The organism is Cryobacterium sp. TMT1-19, assembly GCF_004403055.1.
GTDB lineage: Bacteria > Actinomycetota > Actinomycetes > Actinomycetales > Microbacteriaceae > Cryobacterium > Cryobacterium sandaracinum.
Window position 1 is genome coordinate 1 of sequence record NZ_SOHB01000069.1, and the last position, 21,450, is coordinate 21,450.

Below are 21,450 nucleotides of genomic sequence, written 5' to 3' on the forward strand. Positions count from 1 at the left end.
CGCCGGCCGTCGCGGGCCGCCCGAGCCGTGCCGAGGCCGATCGGGCCGGCGGCCCGGGCGCGGGAGGCGTCGGCGGCGTCGGAAGTGAGGACGAGGAAACGTCGCGGCTGGCCATGTCGCCAGCTTAGATTTGCGGCCTGTGAGTCCTCCGCAACGGCCCGTGACGGCCGCGTTGATCGGGCATATCGTCCCTGTGTTCACGCTCAGCCGGAGGAGAGACAATGCTCGGTTCCGACCCGGCCGCCGGGCGCGGAGCGGATGCCCAGTGGAATAGGGCAGGATCGAAGGATCATGGCAACTCTCACCGCCCTCCCGCATGTCACCGATCCGGATGTGCTGTTCGAGGCCTTCGAAACGTGGGCGGGGGAGCAGGGTCTGTCCCTGTATCCCGCGCAGGAAGAGGCCCTGATCGAGATCGTCTCCGGGGCGAACCTGATCCTCAGCACCCCGACCGGCACCGGTAAGTCCCTGGTCGCCGTCGGTGCGCACTTCGCCGCGCTCTCGGCCGGCAAGCGCACCTTCTACACGGCGCCGATCAAGGCCCTCGTCAGCGAAAAGTTCTTCGCGCTGGTGGAGATCTTCGGCGCCGAGAACGTGGGCATGATGACGGGGGATTCCTCGGTCAACTCCGACGCCCCGATCATCTGCTGCACGGCGGAGATCCTGGCCAACCTCGCCCTGAGAAACGGTGAGGACACTCCTGTGGACCAGGTCGTGATGGACGAGTTCCACTTCTACGGCGACCCCGACCGCGGCTGGGCCTGGCAGGTGCCGCTGCTGCTCCTGCCCGGGGTGCAGTTCATCCTCATGTCGGCGACCCTCGGCGACGTCACGTTCATCGCCAACGACCTCTCGCGCCGCACCCGTCGGACCACCGCGGTCGTCACGGGCGTGGAGCGCCCGGTTCCGCTGCACTACTACTACCAGACCACGCCCGTGCACGAAACGGTGGAGGAGCTACTGAAAACCGGGCAGGCTCCGATCTACATCGTGCACTTCGCCCAGGCGGCCGCGCTCGAACGGGCTCAGGCCCTCAGCAGCGTCAAGGTCGCCACCAAGGAACAGAAGGAGGCGATCGCGGAGCTGATCGGCGAGTTCCGCTTCACCACGAGCTTCGGCAAGACCCTGTCCCGGCTGATCCGGATGGGCATTGGCGTGCACCACGCCGGCATGCTGCCCAAGTACCGCCGCCTGGTGGAGCAGCTCGCCCAGCGCGGCCTGCTCCGCGTCATCTGCGGCACCGACACCCTCGGCGTGGGCATCAACGTGCCGATCCGCACCGTGCTCTTCACCGCACTCACCAAGTACGACGGCGTCAAGATGCGCCAGCTCAACGCCCGCGAATTCCACCAGATCGCGGGCCGCGCGGGCCGGGCCGGCTACGACACGGCCGGCACCGTCGTCATCCAGGCGCCCGACCACGAAACCGACAACCTCAAGGCCATCGAGAAGGCCGGCGACGACCCCAAGAAGAAGCGCAAGATCATCCGCAAGAAGGCGCCCGAGGGTTTCGTGTCCTGGGGTGAGCCCTCGTTCCAGCGGCTCGTGGCGGCCGAGCCGGAAACGATGCACTCGAGCATGCAGATGACCGCGGCGATGCTGATCAATGTCATCGGGCGCGGCGGTGACGCGTTCACCCACGTCCACGACCTGATCTTCGACAACCACGAACCCTGGAATCGCCAGCTCGCGCACGCCCGGCGTGCCCTCGGGATCTACAAGACCCTGCGCGCGGCAGGGATCGTGGAGCAAAGCGCGGCCGGGGACATCCGTCTCACCGTCGACCTGCAGCCCAACTTCGCCCTCAACCAGCCACTGTCGCCGTTCGCGCTCGCCGCGTTCGACCTGCTCGACGCCGACCCCGATGTGGCCGGCCCCGGCAGCGGCCACTACGCCCTCGACATGATCTCCATCGTCGAGGCCACCCTCGACAACCCGCGCCCGGTGCTGATGGGCCAGCAGTTCGCGGCCCGCGGCGAGGCCGTGAACGCCATGAAACGCGAGGGCATCGAATACGACGAGCGGATGGCGCTGCTCGAGGAGATCACCTGGCCGAAGCCGCTCGAGGAGTTGCTGCACGTCACCTTCACCACCTACAAGGAATCCCAGCCGTGGATCGCCGACTTCGAGCTCAGCCCGAAGACGGTCGTGCGGGACATGTACGAGCGGGCCATGTCCTTCGGTGAGTTCGTGGCCTTCTACAAGCTCGCCCGCAGCGAGGGCGTCGTTCTCCGCTATCTCTCGGATGCGTACCGGGCCGCCCGACAAACCATCCCCGACGACGCCAAGACGGAAGACCTGCTCGACCTGATCGAGTGGCTGGGCGAGCTGGTGCGCCAGGTCGACTCGAGCCTGCTCGACGAGTGGGAGGAACTCATCCACCCGGACCTCGCCGTGCACTCGGATGCTGCGCAGTCGGTGCTGCCGCCCGCGCCCCGCCGCCTGACCACCAATGCGCGCGCGTTCCGCATCCTGGTGCGCAACGAGCTCTTCCGCCGGGTGCAGCTGGCCGCGCTCGAGAACTATGACGCCCTGGGCGAGCTTGACCGGGAACACGGTTTCCACACGGATGCCTGGGTCGATGCCATGGACGGCTACTTCGCCGAGCACGACGAGCTGCTGACCGGGGCGAATGCGCGCAGCGCAGACCTGATCATCTTCGACGAGGGCGCATCCGTCTGGACCGTGCGGCAGATATTCGACGACCCGGCGGGGGACCACGACTGGGGCATCAGTGCCACCGTCGACCTGGCCGACTCCGACGAGCTGGGCGCCGCCGTCCTGCGCGTCACCGGCGTCGACCGGCTGTAGCGGGCCGGGAGGAAGCCGCACCGGGAGTACCGTGGGAGCATGACGCAGTCGCCAGCATCCGTCGCCCCAATCCGCACCGGACTGATCGGGTTCGGCACGTCCGGACGCGTGTTCCACAGCCCGCTCCTCGGCGCGAACCCCGAGTTCTCGCTCGACCTGATCGTCACCCGCGACCCCGTGCGGCGCGAGCAGGCCGGTGAGCGTCACCCGGGGGTGCGCCTGATGTCGACCGCCGAGGACCTGTTCGCCGCCGCGGACGACCTGGACCTGGTCGTGATCGGCTCACCGTCGGGCACGCACGTCGAACTCGCCCACGCCGCCCTCGACGCCGGGCTCGCCGTGGTCGTCGACAAGCCCTTCGCGGTGACAACCCGGGAAGGCCGCGGCCTGATCGAGAAGGCCGTGAGCCTCGGCCTGCCGCTCACCGTGTTCCAGAACCGGCGCTGGGACGGCGACTTCCTCACCCTGCGCGGCGTAATCGCAGCGGGGGCGCTGGGCGATGTGCGCCGGTTCGAGTCCCGGTTCGAATGGTGGAAGCCGGAGCAGACCAAATCGTGGAAGGTCGGCGCGACCATCCAACAGGGCGGCGGGGTGCTCTTCGACCTCGGCGCCCACCTGATCGACCAGGCCCTGCAACTGTTCGGCCCGGTCGACGACGTCTACGCGGAGACCCTCATTCGACGCCCGGGTGGGGTCGCCGACGACGACACCTTCGTGGCGCTGCACCACGGGTCGGGGGTGCGCTCGCACCTGTGGATGAACGGGATCGCCGCCCAGGTCGGCCCGCGCTTCCACGTCCTCGGCTCCGAGGCGGGCTACACCAAGTGGGGCCTCGACGGCCAGGAGACCGCCCTCGAGGCGGGTGCCCGACCGACCGACCCGGGTTTCGGCGTCGACCCGGAGTCCGCCTGGGGCGTACTCGGACGGGACGGCGCGCTGACCCGGGTGCCGACCGAGCGCGGCAACTATGCGGCGTTCTACACCGGTCTGGCCGACGCGATCCTGCGTGGGGCTCCGATCCCGGTCGACCCGCGGGAGTCGCTGCGCACGATCACCCTGATCGAGCGCATCAACCTGCTGACGCACTAAGGCACGTGCGTCCCGGCCCCGCCGTTGCGGCGCACCCGGAAGGACGGGGCCGACTCTACCGCGTGGACGCTGTCCATCGCTTAGGGAGGGCCGTGCCCGGTGTCGAACCAATTCGACGGAGATCCTGCTGTAAAAGTGCGTTTTCGGCGTGACCGGGTGCGATCCGGCCACAATCTCCGTCGAATTCGTTCGCAACGGAGTTGTTGCAGGGCCGCCCCGACCGTCCCGCGAGAATGCTCTCCCGCGTGGATGGCGGTGCCATCCGGAGCGTCCGCTTCCGCGTCGGTCTCGGCCCGGAGAATCGTGGGAACCCCACTGCCGTGCCGCCCCGACGTTCGAGGCGTGTCACCACCTTGACGATCCGGCTACCGGAGCCTTATCGAGAAGCTGGGAATGTACCCCTGAGCGCGCTACCCGGTGGTGGTCCAGTCGAGGTTGATCACGTCCCGGATGTAGATATTCTCACCGAGACCCGACACCGACGGATTCATGCGCAACAGCTGCTGCACCGGTAGGTCGAACCGCTGCGCGATGGCGAAGAAGTCGTCGCCCTCCAACACGGAGTAGCTGGTCGGGGCGCCCGTACCATCGGTGACCGGGGCGCCGGTGGCCCCCGTACTGGCGCCAAGGTCGACGGCCGGGCCCTCGGGCAGCGGCTCCACGGGCACGGCCTCGGCGTTGGGCGTGATAGTCGGATTCGGCACAACCGGGGCATCGGGCTCGGGGGTCGGCGTGGGGGTGGGCGTGGGAGTCGCAGTGGGCGTCGGCGTGAGGGTAACCGTCGCGGTGACCACCGGAGCCGGGGCGCCGGCGCACCCGACGAGGCCGAGCGGGAGCAGCAGCATGGCGGCCAGAGCGACCCGCGCCCGGACACGTGTGGTTGTCGGCCGCGCAGAATTCATCGGATGTCCCCCTCGAAGAAAGTTCCGTTCGTGCCCCCGAGCGGATGCGTCAAGTTTAGGGCGCAAGTGGCGATGTCAGCACTCGATCACGTTGACGGCGAGGCCACCCTCACTGGTCTCCTTGTACTTGGTCGACATGTCCAGGCCGGTCTGGCGCATGGTTTCGATCACGGCGTCGAGGGAGACGAGGTGCGTGCCGTCGCCGTGCAGGGCCAGCCGGGCCGCCGACACGGCGGTCGACGCGGCGATGGCGTTGCGCTCGATGCACGGCACCTGCACGAGCCCGCCGACGGGGTCGCAGGTGAGGCCCAGGTGGTGCTCCATCGCGATCTCGGCCGCGTTCTCCACCTGCCGCGGCGTGCCGCCGAGAACGGCGCAGAGTGCGCCGGACGCCATGGCGCAAGCGGAGCCGACCTCGGCCTGGCAGCCGCCCTCCGCCCCGGAGATGGAGGCGTTGGCCTTTACGAGCGAACCGATGGCGACGGCGGTGAGCAGATAGCGACGGATTCCCGCGGCATCCGCCCCGGGCACGAAGCGCAGGTAGTAGTGGCCGACCGCGGGGATGATGCCGGCCGCGCCGTTGGTGGGGGCGGTGACCACGCGGCCGCCGGAGGCGTTCTCCTCGTTGACGGCGAGGGCGAATGCATGCAGCCATTCGGTCGAGGTATCGCGTTCACGCAACGGCAGCCGGTCATATTCCTCTAGCTGCATGCGCACGGCCGCCGCGCGGCGCTTGACCTGAAGGCCGCCGGGGAGGGTGCCGGTGGCCTCGAGCCCTGACTCCACGCAGTCGCTCATGGCGTTCCAAATCGCGTCGAGGCCGACGTCGAGCGCCTCGGCCCCGTGGATCGTCTCCTCGTTGGCGCGGGCGATGTCGCAGATTGCGACGGCGTAGAGGTCGCAGAGGGCGAGGAGTTCGGCGCTGGAGGAGTACTGCCGCGGCTGTGGCACGGCCCTGCTTGGGCCGATCGGGTCGCCGTCGCGCCGGATGAAGCCGCCGCCGATCGAGTACCAGGTCTCCTCGAGCAGGGGGACGGCGTCGTGCCCCCAGGCCGTGAGGGTCAGCGCGTTGGGGTGGCCGGGCAGCCGGGTGCGCGCCTCGAAGGCCACGTCATCCTTTCGCACGGGGATGGCATGGCTGCCGCCGAGCATCAGCACGGCGTCGTCGGCCAGGCCGGACCAGGCGAAGCGCACGTCATCCGGGTCGCAGGTCTCGGGGCGGAGCCCGGAGAGGCCGGCCAGGACTGCGTCGGGCGTGCCGTGGCCGAGTCCGGTCGAGCCGAGCGAGCCGTAGAGCGAGCAGCCGATTCGGGCCACGTCGGCGAGCAGACCGGCATCGCGTAGGTGGTCGGCGAAGGTGAGCGCCGCCCGCATCGGGCCCACCGTGTGGGAGCTGGAGGGGCCGATGCCGATGGAGAAGAGGTCGAGTGCCGACACATACGCAGTCATCCGACCATCGTAACCGTGCCGGGGTTGCGCCCCGGGGACGGATCAGCGGATGGTTTTGCGCGCCGTGATCTGGCCGGTGTCGAACCCGAGGAGGTGCAGCCCGCCGTGGAACCGGGCGTGCTCGATCTTGATGCAGCGGTCCATCACCACGGTGAGTCCCTTCGATTCGCCGTATTCGGCGGCCTCCTGGTTCCAAATGCCCAGCTGCACCCAGACGGTGGGCGCCCCGATTGCGAGCACCTCGTCGATCACGGCCGGGATGTCGCTGGCGCGACGGAACACGTCGACGATATCGGGTACCTCGGGCAGCGACGCGAGGTCCGGGTACGCCGTCTCGCCGAGGATGGTCTTCGCGTTCGGGTTGACGAAGTAGACCCGGTAGTCGCTCGACTGCTGCAGGTAGGTACCCACGAAATAACTGGAGCGGGCCGGATTCGGCGACGCGCCGACGATGGCGATGGACTTCGCCGCCCGCAGGATCTTCAGCCGGGCCTTGGCGTCGGGACCCACCCAGGTGCGCTGGGATTTCAGCAGCTTCGCGAGGGGGGAACCGGTGGGAACCGAGCAGCTGAGCCCATTGGCGAGGTGCACGGTGTCGTGCGCGGCGGCATCCGTGACCGTTGCGGCGTCGCTGTCGGGGGTGGCGTCGGGGGTGGCGTCGGGGGTGGCGTCGATGTTCACGTGGTGCTCGCTCATTTGGTCCCCGCAATCCGGCCAAGGGCCTGGTCGAGGTCGTAGATGATGTCCTCGACGTCTTCGATGCCCACGCTGATGCGGACCAGGCCGGGCAACACGCCGGCGTCGACGAGCTGGGTCTCGTTCAGCTGCGCATGGGTGGTGGAGGCCGGGTGGATGACCAGGGTCTTGGCGTCGCCGATGTTGGCGAGGTGGCTGGCCAGGTCGACCGATTCGATGAAGGTGCGCCCGGCGTCGCGGCCGCCCTTCACGCCGAAGCTGAAGACCGATCCGGGGCCCTTCGGCAGGTATTTGAGGCCGCGGTCGTAGTGCGGGTGGGCCGGCAGCCCGGCCCAGTTGACGTACTCGATCCGGGGATCGGCGTCGAGCCACTCGGCCACCGCGCGCGCGTTGTCCACGTGCGCCTGCATGCGGAACGGCAGCGTCTCGACGCCCTGGGCGAGCAGAAACGCGGAGTGCGGGGAGAGGGCCGGGCCGATGTCGCGCAGCTGCTCGGCGCGCAGGCGGGTGAGGAACGCGTACTCGCCGAAGTTGCCGGCCCACTCGAGACCGCCGTAGCTGGGCACCGGTTCGCTGAACAGCGGGAACTTGTCGCTGTGCCAGTCGAAGCGTCCACTCTCGACGACGACGCCGCCGAGGGTGGTGCCGTGCCCGCCGAGGAACTTGGTGGCGGAGTGGATCACGATGTCGGCGCCCCACTCGATCGGCCGGGTCAGGTAGGGCGTGGCGATGGTCGAGTCGATCACCAGGGGGATCCCGGCCGCGTGGGCGACGGCGGCGAGTCCCTCGATGTCGGCGACCTCGCCGGACGGGTTGGCCACCGTCTCGGCGAAGATCAGCTTGGTTTTCTCGGTGATCGCGGCGGCGTAGTCGGCCGCGTCGGCGCTGCGCACGAACGTCGTCTCGACCCCGAACCGGCGCAGCGTCACGTCGAGCTGGGTGATCGAGCCGCCGTAGAGGTTGGCACTGGAGACGATGTGGTCGCCCGAGCCGGCGAGGCTGGCGAAGGTGATGTACTGCGCGGACAGGCCGCTGGCGGTGGCGACGGCGCCCAGCCCGCCCTCGAGGCTGGCCACGCGCTCCTCGAAGGCCGCCACGGTCGGGTTCGAGAGGCGGGAGTAGACGTTGCCGTACTTCTGCAGGGCGAAGCGGGCGGCGGCATCCAACGCGTCATCGAAGACGAACGCGCTGGTCTGGTAGATCGGCAGGGCCCGCGCGCCGGTCACGGCGTCGGGGATGTTGCCTGCGTGGATTGCCCGGGTCTTGAAACCGTATTCGCGATCTGCCATGGCCTTACGTTAGCGATGATCGGCGGCGGGGTCGGGACAAGGGCGTAACAGTGCGAAACGGATGCCGACTTGCGGCCGCCCCGGTGCCCGCGCCTGCCGCCCGGTCGGGCAGGATAAGGGCATGGAAGAGCGCGTGGAGACGGTCGTCATCGGCGGCGGGGCAATGGGGTCGGCGACGGCCTGGCAGCTGGCGCGTCGGGGCCGGCCGGTCACCGTGCTGGAGCGGTTCACGCCCGGGCACCTCAACGGCGCCTCGCACGGCGCCTCCCGCAATTTCAACACCGCCTACGCCGAACCTACCTACGTGGCGATGCTTGCCGAGGCACTGTCGCTCTGGCGCGAGCTGGAAGCCGAGACGCAGAGCACACTCCTGCGTCAGGTCGGCGTCGTCAATCACGGGGCGAATCCGTCGTTCGACCGAGTGGCGGCAATGCTGGCCCGGGTGGGCCTGGGCGCCGAGTTCCTCGCCCCGGAGGCCGCAGCCGAACGCTGGCCGGGCATCCGCTTCGACGGCCGGGTGCTGTTCGCCCCCGACGCCGGCCGGGTGAACGCGGATGCCGCGGTGACCGCCCTGCAGGCCGCCTTGCAGACCGCCGGGGCCGACGTGCGGCACGGCATCCGCGTGCAGCGCCTGGAGGTGCAGGGCGACGACCGGGTGCGGGTGACCCACGAGGCCGGCACGATCATCGCCCGTCGGGCCGTCGTCACGGTCGGCGCGTGGACCAGCGCCCTGCTGGCCGGGGTGATCCCGATGCCGCGCCTCACGGTGACGCAGGAGCAGCCGGCGCACTTCGCCTTGCGCGACGCCTCCCCGGCCGCCGCCGCACACGCCGAGACCGAGTGGCCCGGCTTCAACCATGCGCCCGCCTGGTCCGACCCGCGCTACGGATACTGGTACTCGCCGGTCTACGGCATGTACACGCCCGGCCAGGGAATCAAGGCCGGCTGGCACGGCGTGGGTCCCGGCACCGACCCGGATGCGCGCAGCTTCCAGCCCGAGCCCGTTCAGCTGGCTGCCCTGGCGCGCTATGTGCGCGAATGGCTGCCCGGCGCCGACCCCGACACGCTCGACCCGGTCAGTTGCACCTACACGACCACGGCCGACGAGGACTTCGTGCTCGACCGGGTGGGCCCCGTGATCGTGGGGGCCGGCTTTAGCGGCCACGGCTTCAAGTTCACGCCGACGGTCGGGCGAATCCTCGCCGACCTGACCACGGGCACCGCAGCCGCTCCGCCGCGGTTCGCCCTGAACCGTGCGCCGAACGCCGCGGCCGGGGGCTGGCTCTCCCGCCGCTGAGCGCCACCTCGCTGTTCGGCGTCGAACCAATTCGACGGAGATTCTGCTCTGAAAGTGCGTTTTCGGCCTGATTGGGTGCGATTCGGGCAAAATCTCCGTCGAATTCGTTCGGGACGGAGCCGCTGACACCGGCTCAGGGCAGCTGCACGGCGGCGAGGGCGAGGGTGGCGATCAACGTCCAGGAGGTCAGACCCACGAGGAGGGCCCTGCCTCCGGTGCGCAGGATGGAACCGAGGTTCACGGCGGCGCCGAGCCCGAAGAGCGCGGCCGCGAGCAGGTAGGTCTGCACGGTGTCCGCGCCGGCCAACACGGCGTCCGGCAGCGGGGCGAATGTGCGCACGAGAACGGCGGCCAGGAAACCGGCCACGAACAGGGGCACGAGCGGCGGGCGGGACACGGGGGCATCCGTCACCGCGGCGACGTGCGTCTCGCGGCGGCGCTCGCCGACGGCGATGACGGCGACGATCGGCGCGAGTAGCAGCACCCGGGTGAGCTTCACGACGACGGCCACGGCCAGCGCGGCGGGCCCGGCGATCTGCGCGGTCGCGACGACCTGGCCGACGTCGTGCACGCCGGCGCCAACCCAGTGCCCGAACTGCAGATCGGTCAGACCGAGCGGATGCCACAGCACCGGCAGCACCGCGATGGCCAGCGTGCCGCAGAGGGTGACCAGGGCGATCGGGGTGGCGGTGTCGACATCCTTCGCCTTGACCACCCCGCTCATCGCGCCGATCGCGGACGCCCCGCAGATGGAGAAGCCGGTGGCGATCAGGATCGGCTGGCGGCCGGGCAGGCGAACCGTGCGCCCGAGCCAGTAGGTGCCGACGAAGGTGAGCAGCACGATCAGGACGGTGGTCATGATGGTCACCCAGCCCAGGCCCAGGATGTCCACCAGGCTCAGCTTCAGGCCGAGCAGCACGATGCCGATGCGCATGAACCGGGTGGCCGCGAGCTTCAGGCCCGGGGAAAGGACTCCCGTCAACGCACGGTGGGCGACCGGGAGATTACCGGCGACGATTCCGAAGGTGACAGCGAGCGTGAGCAGCGGCAGGGCAGGGAAGACCGCGTGGGCGATTCCGGCGAGCAGCGCGGCCGCGGCCGCGACCAGCACACCGGGCAGCCACATTGCACCGAGTTTACGGCCATCTTTGCCCGCGGCGGGCCTGGTACCCGTCGCCGACCCGTGAGAAAAGCCCCTCTCCCGCACGGGGACAGGGGCTTTGCTCACGGCTCGTCGGAGTGCTGCAGCCGATCTACCGGTGGTGGAAACGGGCGACCATCGGGCAGTCGAACGGGTCCCGGGCGCCGAGCCCGACCTTGTTCAGGTAAGCGATGACGATGCCGTAGGACTCGAAGAGCGACGTCTCCGTGTAAAGGATGTTGTGCGTCTTGCAGTATTCCTTGGTGATCTCCTGGGCCTTGCGCAGGTGCGGCCGGGCCATGTTCGGGAACAGGTGGTGCTCGACCTGATAGTTGAGCCCGCCCATGAACGTGTCCATGAACGTGCCGCCGCGGATGTTGCGGGAGGTGAGCACCTGGCGGCGGAGGAAGTCCACTTTGCTCTCGTGGGGGAGCTGCGGCATGCCCTTGTGGTTCGGCGCGAAGGACGCCCCCATGTAGACACCGAAGACGGCCAGCTGCACGCCGATGAACGCGAACGCCATGCCGACGGGGAGGAAGTAGAAAATCGCGGCGACGTAGAGCACGATGCGGGTGGTCAGCATACTGATCTCGAGCCAGCGCTTGTCGACCTTCTTCTTGCCGAAGACGGTTTTGAAACCCTGCACGTGCAGGTTGAACCCCTCGGCCATCAGGAGCGGGAAGAAGAGATAGCCCTGCTTGCGGGTGACGAACGAGCCGAGCCAGCTGACCTTCGCTGCGTCCTCTTCCCGAAAGACGATGAAGTCGGGGGCGATGTCCGGGTCCTTGCCGATGACGTTCGGATTGGCGTGGTGACGACTGTGCTTGTTCATCCACCAGGCGTAGCTGATGCCGACGAACAGGTTGGCGAGGATGCGCCCGGCACGGTCATTCGCGCGACCGCCCTCGAACACTTGGCGGTGCGACGCCTCGTGGGCGAGGAACGCATACTGGGTGAGGATGATGCCGAGCACGCCCGCGACGATGAGCTGGTACCAGCTGTCGCCGAGCAGCACGAACGCGGTCCCGGTTCCCAGGGTGGCGAGCACAAGCATGGAGAAGACGAACCAGTAGAAACCGGTGGCGCGCTTCAGAAGTCCAAGGTTGCGCACGGTGTGCAGCAGCGATGAATACTCGGTGGTGGGGTTTTTCGAATCGCCACCCGGGCGGGTCTTGACAATGCGCACCGTGGGTGCGACAACAGCTTCCGACATGAGGCCTCTGGTTTGTATCCGGACTTCTCAGTCGGTGATGGAGCAGACACTCGTAAAACAGATATCCATATCCTATGGGCCGGACCCCTTGGAGACGGGTGCTTTCACACCGCTTTCCCAGTCGGTATATGCCCACAGAGGCATATAAGTGGCTTTCAATTTCCCGGAAAAGCACGTGAAAGTCAGCGCCAGCTGGGAAGCCAGATGTGCAGTTGCCAGAACGTAAACGGGGTCTGGATGCCCGTCCAGAGTGGGTAGAAATACGCGCTGAGGAGCGCGGCCGCCACCAGGAAGCTCAGCACGACCCAGCGTGCCCGGGGGAGCAGGACGCCGATCACGAAAGTGAGGCCGAGGAGCAGGTAGGGCTCGAACGCGATCGTGTAGAACTGGAAGACCGTGCGGTTCAGGTACATCAGCCAGGGCAGGTAGCCGGCGACCAGCCCCATCAGGATCAGGCCGACCTGCCACTCGCGGTAGCGCGCCAGGCGATACACCAGGTAGAAGGCCGCCGCCGTGGCCGCCCACCAGATCATCGGATTCGCAATGCCGGTGATCGCCTCGGAGCAGGTGGCGACGTCGCATCCGTTCTCGCCCAGAGCGGAGCCGCGGTAGTACATGCTTGTCGGGCGGCTCATGAACAGCCAGGTCAACGGGTTCGCCTGATACGGATGCGGCGTGGAGAGCCCCACGTGATAGGTGTAAGCCGCCACCTGGTAGTGCCAGAAGCTTTGCACCGAGTCGGGAATCCAGGCGAGGGCGCCGGTCCACGCGGCCTCCGGCATAGTGGCCCAGTCGCGGTAGTAGCCTCCCCGGGTGACGAACCAGCCGGTCCAGGAGGCCAGGTAGGTGACGACGGCCACCGGCACGATCAGCAGGAAGGTCGCCGGCGCCTGCTTGAGCACGGCGGCGCTGAACCAGAACGGGAGCCCGGCGCGGCGCCGGGCGAGGGCGTCGACGAAAACAAGGTAGACGCCGAAGGCGGCGAGGAAGTAGATGCCCGACCACTTGACGCTGCAGGCGAGCCCGAAGGCAAGGCCGGCCGCGAGCAGCCAGGGCCGCCGCCACAGGGTCGGCCCCCAGCCCGGCTCCCGCCCGGCCTCACGCGCCTGGACCAGGCAGGCAGACAGCCTGGTGGCGTGCCGGTCCCGGTCGAGCAGCACAGCGCCAAACCCGAGAAGTGCGAAGAACATCACGGAGTTGTCCAGCAGGGCCACGCGCGACATCACGATGGCGTTGCCGTCGATGGCGAAAAGGAACCCGGCGATCACGGCCAGCACGGTCGACCCGAACAGCTTCTTCGCGATCAACATCAGCAGCACGACCGCCAGCACACCGATCAGGGCGGTGGCGATCCGCCAGCCCCAGCTGTGTTCGGGGCCGACGACAGCCATACCCAGTGCGATCAGCCACTTGCCGAGCGGCGGATGCACCACGAACGACGGGTCGGACAGGAAGACATCGGTCTGCCCGGCGGCGAAGAGGGCGTCCGCCCCCTCGGGCCAGGTTGACTCATAGCCGAGGTTGTTGAGAGTCCAGGCGTCTTTCACATAGAAGGTTTCGTCGAACACCAGCGCGTGCGGCACGCCGAGATTCCAGAGTCGCAGCACCGCCGCGAGCAGGGTCACCGCCAGCGGCCCGGCCCAGAAGAAAACGCGGCTTGTCACGAACACGTGACCATCGTAGTGATCCGTGGCTGCGAGACTGGGACCATGATCCTCCTGGCTGCCACCCCGATCGGAAACCTGGGCGACGCGTCAACGCGTCTGATCGAGGCGCTCGGCACGATGACGATTATCGCCGCCGAGGACACTCGGGTCACCGTGCACCTGCTCAAGGCCCTGGGCATCGAGAACCGCCCGCGGCTGATCAGCCTGCACGACCACAACGAGCGCGGCAAGGCGGCCGAACTCGTCGAACTCGCCCGCGACACCGACATCCTGGTGCTCAGCGACGCAGGGATGCCGACGGTATCCGACCCGGGTTTCCACCTGGTGGATGCCGCGGTGGCGGCCGGCGTCGTCGTGTCGGTGTTGCCCGGGCCGTCGGCCGTGCTCGCCGCGCTCGCCGTGTCCGGGCTGCCGACGGACCGGTTCACCTTCGAGGGGTTCCTGCCCCGCAAGCACGGCGACCGGGTTTCGGCCCTCCGCGAGGTGGCCGCGGAGCGGCGCACAATGGTTTTTTTCGAATCGCCCAACCGGCTGGCGGCCTCCCTGACCGATCTGGCTGCGGTGCTCGGGGCCGGGCGCCGCGTCGTGGTCTGCCGTGAGCTGACCAAGTTCTACGAGGAAGTGAAGCGCGGTACCGCGACCGAGCTGGCTGAGTGGGCCGCCGGCGGGGTCAAGGGCGAGATCGCCATCGTGGTCGCCGGGGCGGAGGCACGCGTGCTGGATCTGGAGACCGGGGTGGTCGAGGTGCTCGCGTTGGTGGAGTCGGGCATCCGTCTCAAGGATGCCGCCGCCGACGTGTCCGCCGCCACCGGGCTCGGCAAGCGCGCCCTCTACGAGGCGGCGCTGGAGCGCAAGACGGGCAAGCCCGCCGCGGCCCGCGCGGACTTCCAGGCTCTGCCTCTGCCCTGACGTTCCCTGCTCCGAACCAATTCGACGGATATTTTGCCCGCCGCGGCCCGATTCGGGCCGAATCGGGCCAGATTACCGAAAATCTCCGTCGAATTCGCACGCGCAGGCACGGGCGCGGGATGCGGTACAGGATGTCGCCCCGCGTCCGAGGCGCACCATCCGCGTGCATGACGCGGCCGGGGCAGTGGGCGGCATCGCGGCCCAGCTGGCGAAGCTGCGCGGAGCCACCGTGATCGGCCGCCCCGAACCGGACCCGGGCCCGGCCGCGCAGGAGGTGCTGCCGCCGGACTTCGGCCACCCGCACCACGACGATCACCACGACGATCGTGGCACAAGGTAACACGGCCAGCGTCATCCGCTGCTCCTAATAGGATGAGAGCATGTCCGACGGCTCATCTTTTTACATCACCACGCCCATTTTCTACGTGAATGATGTCCCCCACATCGGGCACGCCTATACCGAGGTGGCTGCCGACGTGCTCGCACGCTGGCACCGGCAGTCCGGCGAGGATGCCTGGCTGCTCACCGGAACGGACGAGCACGGGCAGAAGATCCTGCGCACCGCGACCGCCAACGGCGTCACGCCGAAGGAGTGGGCCGACCGTCTGGTCGAAACCGCCTGGAAGCCGCTGCTGAAGACGGTCGACATCCGAAACGACGACTTCATCCGCACCACTGATGTGCGCCACGAAGTGAACGCGCAGAAGTTCCTGCAGCACCTCTACGACTCCGGCCACATCTACACCGGCGAGTACGAGGGCTTCTACTGCGTCGGCTGCGAGGAGTACAAGCAGCCGAGCGACCTCATCGATGGGGTCGGCGAGTACGCCGGGCAGCAGGTCTGCGCCATCCACTCCATCCCCTGCGAGCTGCTGCACGAGAAAAACTACTTCTTTCGGATGAGCACGTTCGCCGACCAGCTCCTCGCCCTGTACGAGGAGAACCCGAACTTCGTACAGCCCGCGTCGGCGCGCAACGAGGTAATATCCTTCGTCAAGCAGGGCCTCAGCGACCTGTCGATCTCCCGCTCCAGTTTCGACTGGGGCATCAAGGTGCCCTGGGACGACAGCCACGTCGTCTACGTCTGGTTCGACGCCCTGCTCAACTACATCACCGCCGCCGGCTACGGCCACGACGACGAGAAGTTCAACCGCCTCTGGCCGGCGACGCACGTCGTGGGCAAAGATATTTTGCGTTTCCACGCCGTCATCTGGCCTGCAATGCTCCTCGCCGCGGGCATCGAGGTGCCTCGGCAGGTCTTCGGCCACGGCTGGTTGCTCGTGGGCGGCGAGAAGATGAGCAAGTCCAAGCTCACCGGCATCGCCCCAAGCCAGATCACGGATACGTTCGGCTCCGACGCCTTCCGCTATTACTTCATGCGCGCGATCAGCTTCGGCCAGGACGGCTCCTTCTCCTGGGAAGACCTGTCCGCCCGGTACCAGTCCGAGCTGGCCAACGGCTTCGGCAACCTCGCCTCCCGCGTGATCGCCATGGTCGTGCGCTATTGCGACGGCGAGATCCCCGTCGCCGGCGACTTCAGCGAGGCCGACGAGCTCATTCGCGGCACCGAGAAGCGGGTGACGGATGCCGCCACACTGGCCATCGGACACCTCGCCATCCACGACGCCATCGCCGCGATTTGGGAACTGGTCGACGAGCTCAACGGCTACATCACCGCCCAGGAGCCGTGGTCGCTCGCGAAGGACCCGGCCAACCGGGACCGACTCGAAGCCGTGCTGGTCACCGCCGTGCGCGGACTGGGCACGCTCGCCGTGCTGCTCTCGCCGGTCGTACCGCAGGCCACGGCGAAGCTCTGGACCGCCCTCGGCGGCATCGGCCTGGTCACCGACCAGCGCATCGACCGGGCCTGGGAGTGGACCGGCGGCCCGCGGGTCTCCCCGCTCGAGGCGCTTTTCCCACGCATCGAGGCCACGGTTGGCTGACGAGCCCGGGCCCGAAGCCGGCCCCGTGCGCCAGCGCGAAAAAGGTGCCGGCCGGGACCTGAGCTACCCGCCGCAGCCCGACCCGCTCGTCGTGCCGGTCTACGACAACCACACCCACTTGGAGATCGCCGACGGCGACCAGTCGCTCAGCGTGGCCGAGCAGCTCGACCGCGCGTCCAGCGTCGGCGTGCGCGGCGTCATCCAGGTCGGCGGCGACCTGAAGACCTCGCGCTGGTCGGCCGCGATGGCCGCCCGGGAGCCGCGCATGCTCGCGGCCGTCGCCATCCACCCCAACGAGGCCCCGGTCTACGAGGCCGCCGGCACCCTCGACGACGCCTTGGCTGAGATCGCCGAGCTGGCGACGCGCCCGCGCGTGGTCGCCATCGGGGAGACCGGACTGGACTTCTTCCGCACCGGCCCCGAAGGACACGCCAGCCAGCTCCGCTCCTTCGAGGCGCACATCGACATCGCCAAGCAGAACGGCCTCGCGCTGCAGATCCACGACCGCGACGCCCACGCCGCGGTGATCGAGACCCTGCTGCGGGTCGGCGCGCCCGATCGCACCGTCTTCCACTGCTTCTCCGGCGACATCGAGATGGCCCGCATCCTCGCCGACAACGGCTGGTACCTCTCGTTCGCGGGAACCGTGACCTTCAAGAACGCCCAGAATCTGCGGGAGGCCCTGGCCGCGGTGCCGCGCCGGCTGCTGCTGGTCGAGACGGATGCCCCGTTCCTCACCCCCGCACCCTTCCGCGGCCGCCCGAACGCGCCGTACCTGCTGCCGCACACCCTGCGCGCCATGGCGGACCACCTCGAAACGGAGGCCACCATTCTCGCCACCCAGATTTCGTCCAACACCGAACTCGTCTACGGACGGTGGGACGCCGAACCGGTGACGGTCACCGAGCCAGAGCCCGACACGAGCCCGTTCGGAGGCCTCGCATGACCCCGCCCCGCCACGGCTACGCTCCCGGAGACGAACCCGAGGCCGGCACCCGACCCGTCAGCGACGAAGTGACCGGCGGCCGGCACGCCGCGCCGGCCGCCGTGCCGGAGCCGGCATCCGCTCTCGAAACGGATGCCGAGCCCGCGGATCCCGCTGCAGCACCCGCTGCAGCACCCGCTGCTGCTCCAGCCGCCGCTCCCGGCGCACGGTCCCTCCTCGGCCCCGCCGAGATCCGCGACCTGGCCGAGATGCTGGGCGTCAACCCCACCAAGAAGCTCGGCCAGAACTTCGTCATCGACGGCAACACCGTGCGCCGCATCGTCAGGGTCGCAACCGTCTCACCCGGCGACACCGTGCTGGAGGTGGGCCCCGGGCTGGGATCCCTCACGCTGGGGCTGCTCGAGACCGGCGCGACCGTCGTGGCCGTGGAGATCGATGACCGGCTCGCCGAGCAGCTGCCGCTGACGGTCGAGCTGATGCATCCCGGCGCGCCGCTCACCGTCATCCGCAACGACGCGCTCAAGATCACGGAACTGCCCGGCGACCCGAGCCGCCTCGTGGCGAACCTGCCGTACAACGTGTCGGTGCCGGTGCTGCTCTACCTGCTGGAGCACTTCGCCTCCATCCGGGCCGGAGTGGTCATGGTGCAGGCCGAGGTGGGGGAGCGCCTCGCGGCGCCATCCGGCAGCAAGGTCTACGGCAGCCCGAGCGTCAAGGCCGCCTGGTACGGGGCATTCCGCCCCGCCGGCAAGGTCAGCCGTCAGGTGTTCTGGCCGGTTCCCGGCGTCGATTCGATCCTGATCGCCTTCGAACGGCGCGCCCGGCCGCTCGAATCCGAGGAATTGCGCCGCGCCACCTTCGCCCTCGTCGATGCCGCGTTCCAGCAGCGCCGCAAAATGCTGCGCAAGTCGTTGTCCTCCGTTCTCGGTGACCCATCGAGTGCCACCGAGATCATGACGCACGCCGGAATCGACCCTACCGAGCGCGGCGAGCAGCTCACGGTCGAGGACTTCCTGGCGATCGCCCGCGCCCAGCTCGCCGCACACTGACGCGTGCCGCCGCGGGGCAGTCGCGACTGTGCGGCTGGGCTAGGTTAGTCACATGACCAACCCGGCCCCTTCCCCCGTGGTGCATGCGCGGGCGCCCGGCAAGATCAACGTTTTCCTCAAGGTCGGTGCGGTCCTCGAAGACGAGTACCACGAGGTGGCCACCGCCTACCAGGCCGTGTCACTGTTCGAAGACGTGCGCGCTTGGCCGGCCGACGACTTCTCGGTCGTGTTCACCGGCCCCATAGACGCCTCGGGTCTCGCCGTCGACGGCAGCAACCTCGCCATCAAGGCCGCGCGCGCCCTGGCCCGCAAGGCCGGCTATCGCGGGGGAGTGCGCCTCTCGATCGAGAAGAACGTGCCCATCGCCGGCGGCATGGGTGGCGGGTCGGCGGATGCCGCGGCCAGCCTCCTCGCTTGCGACACCCTGTGGGGAACCGACGCCACCCGCGACGACCTCATCGAGATCGCCGCGACCCTCGGCGCTGACGTCCCGTTCGCCTTCACCGGCGGCACCGCCATCGGCACCGGGCGCGGCGACCAACTCAGCCCAGCCCTGGCCAAGGGGCAGTTCCACTGGGTGCTCGCCCTCGCCGACTTCGGCCTCTCGACCCCCGGCGTCTACAACGAGCTCGACCGCCACCGCGAACGCCACGCCCAGGACATCTTCCCTGCCCAGATCCAGCCCTCCGTCGACACCAACGTGCTGCAGGCGCTTCGGGCCGGCGACCCGCGGATGCTGGCCGAGGCGCTGCACAACGACCTGCAGGCTCCCGCGCTGCACCTGGCCCCCGGCCTGGGCAAGGTGCTCGAGTTGGGCGAGGCGAACGGCGCCCTGGCCGGCCTGCTCTCCGGCTCCGGCCCGACCGTGGCCTTCCTGGTCGCGGATGCCGACAGCGCCCTCGAACTGCAGGTCGCCCTGAGCGCGTCCCGGCTGCGCGTGGTGCGCGCCACCGGGCCGGTGCATGGGGCCCGGATCATCCACGACTAGCCCCCCCCGTTTTGCCGCAACTGTGGCCCGGTCGGACATCTGTTGCCGGTGTGCCGGCAACAGATGTCCGATTCGGCAACAGTCAGGCCACCGGGTGCGAAACCGGGGCGCGCGGGCCTCTCAGCCGTGCCAGCTAAACTCGAAAGCTATGGCACATTTGCTCGGGGCCGAGTCCCTGCACCTTGAATTTCCCACCCGCGTCATTTTTGACAGCGTCACCGCCGGTCTCAACGAAGGCGACCGGATCGGCGTCGTCGGCCGCAACGGCGACGGCAAGTCCACCCTGATGCGCCTGCTCGCCGGCCGGATGGAACCCGACGCGGGCCGCGTCACGCGCCGGCGCGGCGTCACCATCGGCATGCTCGACCAGTCCGACGACCTCGCTTCGGGCCAGACCGTGGGCCACACCATCGTCGGCGGCATCGACGAGCACGTCTGGGCGGGCGACGCCAAGGTGCGCGACGTGATTGCGGGACTCGTGCGGGACATCCCCTGGGACGCCCTTGTCGACGACCTCTCCGGTGGCCAGCGCCGCCGGGTGGCTCTGGCCTCCGTGCTGATCGGTGACCACGACGTCATCTTCCTCGACGAGCCCACCAACCACCTCGACGTGGAGGGCATCTCCTGGCTGGCCGGTCACCTGAAGACCCGCTGGGCCACGAACTCCGGCGGCCTGGTGGTCGTCACCCACGACCGGTGGTTCCTCGACGAGGTCTGCAACATGACCTGGGAGGTGCACGACCGCCTGATCGAACCGTTCGAGGGTGGCTACGCCGCCTACATCCTGCAGCGCGTCGAACGCGACCGGATGAGCGCGGCCTCCGAATCCAAGCGCCAGAACCTGATGAAGAAGGAATTGGCCTGGCTGCGGCGCGGAGCCCCCGCCCGCACCGCGAAGCCCAAGTTCCGCATCGACGCCGCGAACGAGCTGATCGAGAACGAGCCGCCGCCCCGCGACACCGTGTCGATGCAGTCGATGGCCATGCAGCGCCTAGGCAAGGATGTCGTCGACCTGATCGACATCGGCGTGAAGTTCGGCGAGGAGACCGTGCTGAACGACATCACCTGGCGCATCGCACCGGGCGAGCGCACCGGCATCATGGGCGTCAACGGCGCCGGCAAAAGCACGCTCCTGAACCTGGTAGCCGGAACACTTCTGCCCACCACGGGCACCGTCAAGCGCGGCAAGACCATCAAGGTCGCCGTGCTCACCCAGCAGCTGTTCGAACTCGACGACATCCAGAACGACCGCGTCAGCGAGGTCATCGGCCGTCAGAAGACGTCGTACATGGCCGGCGGCAAGGAAATCACGCCCGGCCAGATGCTCGAGCGCATGGGTTTCATGAGCGCCCAGCTGACCACCCAGGTCAAGGATCTCTCCGGTGGCCAGAAGCGCCGCCTGCAGCTGCTGCTGATCGTGCTCGACGAGCCCAATGTGCTCATCCTCGACGAGCCCACCAACGACCTGGACACCGACATGCTCGCGGCCATGGAAGACCTGCTCGACTCCTTCCCTGGCACCCTCCTCGTGGTCTCGCACGACCGGTACCTGATCGAGCGCGTCACCGACAACCAGTACGCGGTCACCGAGGGCGGCTTCCGCCACCTTCCCGGCGGTGTGGACCAGTACCTCGAGATGCGCAAGAAGCAGACGAGCGGCATTGACAAGCCCGCCGAGGCGAACGCGGCGAACACCTCCGGCGGGAAGGCGTCGCGCAAGCTCGCCATCGGCGGCGCCGACCTCCGCAACGCGCAGAAGGAACTCGCCTCCATCGATCGCAAGGTCGCCAAGCAGAACGCGCGGATCGCGGCCCTGCACGAGAGCCTCGCCGTGCACGACCAGTCCGACTTCGACGGCCTCGGCGTGCTCAGCACCGAACTGCAGACGCTCGAGTCCGCCATCGCCGGCTTCGAAACCCGCTGGATCGAACTCTCTGAGCTGATCGAGGGCTGAAGTCGCAGATGCTGTGACCGCGTGTGACGTTGGCGCGCACGCGGCGCAGCATCTCCCGTTAGCCTTGGAACGTGCCTCGCGATGCAGCGGCACAGACTCCCACCCCT

At 68.7% G+C, this 21,450-nt stretch carries 17 protein-coding genes; 10 read left to right on the forward strand and 7 right to left on the reverse strand.

Going from position 1 to position 21,450, the window contains the following annotated elements:
• Positions 1–291: 291 nt before the first annotated feature.
• Positions 292–2,811: an RNA helicase gene (locus E3T40_RS15600; protein WP_233193893.1), complete on the forward strand. Its 2,520-nt coding sequence runs from the start codon at positions 292–294 to the stop codon at positions 2,809–2,811.
• A gap of 39 nt (positions 2,812–2,850) precedes the next feature.
• Positions 2,851–3,900, forward strand: a complete 1,050-nt coding sequence (locus tag E3T40_RS15605) for a Gfo/Idh/MocA family oxidoreductase (RefSeq protein WP_104169377.1) — start codon at positions 2,851–2,853, stop codon at positions 3,898–3,900.
• Positions 3,901–4,310: 410 nt separating this feature from the next.
• On the opposite strand, the gene E3T40_RS15610 is transcribed toward E3T40_RS15605, so the two are convergent.
• From E3T40_RS15610 to E3T40_RS15625, 4 genes are all read right to left on the reverse strand, one after another.
• Complete coding sequence (locus E3T40_RS15610) at positions 4,311–4,802, reverse strand: LysM domain-containing protein (RefSeq protein ID WP_134544703.1); 492 nt, start codon at positions 4,800–4,802, stop codon at positions 4,311–4,313.
• A 75-nt stretch (positions 4,803–4,877) separates the two neighbouring features.
• Positions 4,878–6,251 (reverse strand): L-serine ammonia-lyase, encoded by a 1,374-nt coding sequence (locus tag E3T40_RS15615; RefSeq protein WP_104193612.1) that lies wholly within the window; start codon positions 6,249–6,251, stop codon positions 4,878–4,880.
• Between the two features lie 42 nt (positions 6,252–6,293).
• Complete coding sequence (locus tag E3T40_RS15620; RefSeq protein ID WP_241981810.1) at positions 6,294–6,785, reverse strand: CoA-binding protein; 492 nt, start codon at positions 6,783–6,785, stop codon at positions 6,294–6,296.
• A 158-nt stretch (positions 6,786–6,943) separates the two neighbouring features.
• Positions 6,944–8,236 (reverse strand): O-acetylhomoserine aminocarboxypropyltransferase/cysteine synthase family protein, encoded by a 1,293-nt coding sequence (locus E3T40_RS15625; protein ID WP_134544705.1) that lies wholly within the window; start codon positions 8,234–8,236, stop codon positions 6,944–6,946.
• Between the two features lie 121 nt (positions 8,237–8,357).
• Here E3T40_RS15625 and E3T40_RS15630 point away from each other — a divergent pair, with 121 nt between their 5' ends.
• Positions 8,358–9,533, forward strand: coding sequence for an FAD-dependent oxidoreductase (locus E3T40_RS15630; protein ID WP_134544708.1), 1,176 nt, complete (start codon positions 8,358–8,360; stop codon positions 9,531–9,533).
• 133 nt (positions 9,534–9,666) lie between these two features.
• Here E3T40_RS15630 and E3T40_RS15635 read toward each other — a convergent pair whose 3' ends face one another.
• From E3T40_RS15635 to E3T40_RS15645, 3 genes are all read right to left on the reverse strand, one after another.
• A complete protein-coding gene (locus E3T40_RS15635) occupies positions 9,667–10,659 on the reverse strand; it encodes a YeiH family protein (RefSeq protein ID WP_134544711.1) in 993 nt (330 codons plus the stop codon).
• A gap of 127 nt (positions 10,660–10,786) precedes the next feature.
• Positions 10,787–11,887 (reverse strand): acyl-CoA desaturase, encoded by a 1,101-nt coding sequence (locus E3T40_RS15640; RefSeq protein ID WP_134544714.1) that lies wholly within the window; start codon positions 11,885–11,887, stop codon positions 10,787–10,789.
• 182 nt (positions 11,888–12,069) lie between these two features.
• Positions 12,070–13,557, reverse strand: a complete 1,488-nt coding sequence (locus tag E3T40_RS15645) for a dolichyl-phosphate-mannose--protein mannosyltransferase (protein WP_134544716.1) — start codon at positions 13,555–13,557, stop codon at positions 12,070–12,072.
• A gap of 39 nt (positions 13,558–13,596) precedes the next feature.
• On the opposite strand from E3T40_RS15645, the gene rsmI reads away from it, so the two are divergent.
• The 7 genes from rsmI (at position 13,597) to E3T40_RS15675 (ending at position 21,343) form a co-directional block, all read left to right on the forward strand.
• Positions 13,597–14,463 (forward strand): 16S rRNA (cytidine(1402)-2'-O)-methyltransferase, encoded by an 867-nt coding sequence (gene rsmI, locus E3T40_RS15650; protein WP_104169398.1) that lies wholly within the window; start codon positions 13,597–13,599, stop codon positions 14,461–14,463.
• A 163-nt stretch (positions 14,464–14,626) separates the two neighbouring features.
• Entirely contained in the window at positions 14,627–14,803 is a 177-nt protein-coding gene (locus E3T40_RS16480) for a hypothetical protein (RefSeq protein ID WP_166786666.1), read from the forward strand.
• Positions 14,804–14,843: 40 nt separating this feature from the next.
• Positions 14,844–16,406, forward strand: a complete 1,563-nt coding sequence (gene metG, locus E3T40_RS15655; RefSeq protein ID WP_104169385.1) for a methionine--tRNA ligase — start codon at positions 14,844–14,846, stop codon at positions 16,404–16,406.
• Positions 16,399–17,352: a TatD family hydrolase gene (locus E3T40_RS15660; protein WP_233193912.1), complete on the forward strand. Its 954-nt coding sequence runs from the start codon at positions 16,399–16,401 to the stop codon at positions 17,350–17,352. Before metG ends, E3T40_RS15660 begins: the two co-directional genes overlap by 8 nt.
• 248 nt (positions 17,353–17,600) lie before the next feature.
• A complete protein-coding gene (rsmA, locus tag E3T40_RS15665; protein WP_233193914.1) occupies positions 17,601–18,401 on the forward strand; it encodes a 16S rRNA (adenine(1518)-N(6)/adenine(1519)-N(6))-dimethyltransferase RsmA in 801 nt (266 codons plus the stop codon).
• Positions 18,402–18,453: 52 nt separating this feature from the next.
• On the forward strand, positions 18,454–19,389 hold the full coding sequence (locus E3T40_RS15670; protein WP_104193699.1) for a 4-(cytidine 5'-diphospho)-2-C-methyl-D-erythritol kinase: 936 nt from the start codon (positions 18,454–18,456) through the stop codon (positions 19,387–19,389).
• Positions 19,390–19,537: 148 nt separating this feature from the next.
• Positions 19,538–21,343: an ABC-F family ATP-binding cassette domain-containing protein gene (locus E3T40_RS15675; protein WP_104169389.1), complete on the forward strand. Its 1,806-nt coding sequence runs from the start codon at positions 19,538–19,540 to the stop codon at positions 21,341–21,343.
• Positions 21,344–21,450 lie beyond the last annotated feature (107 nt).